Source organism: Priestia sp. D51 (genome assembly GCF_053345675.1).
The window spans coordinates 1-617 of record NZ_JBLTIR010000038.1; the positions used below are offsets into that span (position 1 = coordinate 1).

The 617-nt window shown below is 48.9% G+C and carries 1 rRNA gene; it reads right to left on the reverse strand.

Annotated features, from left to right (window positions below):
* A 23S ribosomal RNA gene (locus ACNHOZ_RS28815) occupies nt 1-592 on the reverse strand; the annotation flags it as partial.
* Nucleotides 593-617 lie beyond the last annotated feature (25 nt).

Sequence of the window (617 nt, forward strand, 5' to 3'; positions counted from 1 at the left end):
TTAACGGGCTCTGACTACTTGTAGGCACACGGTTTCAGGATCTCTTTCACTCCCCTTCCGGGGTGCTTTTCACCTTTCCCTCACGGTACTGGTTCACTATCGGTCACTAGGTAGTATTTAGCCTTGGGAGATGGTCCTCCCAGCTTCCGACGGAATTTCACGTGTTCCGCCGTACTCAGGATCCACTCAAGAGGGAACGAAGTTTCAACTACAGGGTTGTTACCTTCTTCGACGGACCTTTCCAGGTCGCTTCATTTACTTCGTTCCTTTGTAACTCCGTATAGAGTGTCCTACAACCCCAAGAGGCAAGCCTCTTGGTTTGGGCTAATTCCGTTTCGCTCGCCGCTACTCAGGAAATCGCATTTGCTTTCTCTTCCTCCGGGTACTTAGATGTTTCAGTTCCCCGGGTCTGCCTTCAATATCCTATGTATTCAGATAAAGATACTGTTCCATTACGAACAGTGGGTTTCCCCATTCGGAAATCTCCGGATCAAAGCTCACTTACAGCTCCCCGAAGCATATCGGTGTTAGTCCCGTCCTTCATCGGCTCCTAGTGCCAAGGCATTCACCGTGCGCCCTTTCTAACTTAACCATTAGCGAATAAATGGTACAACATA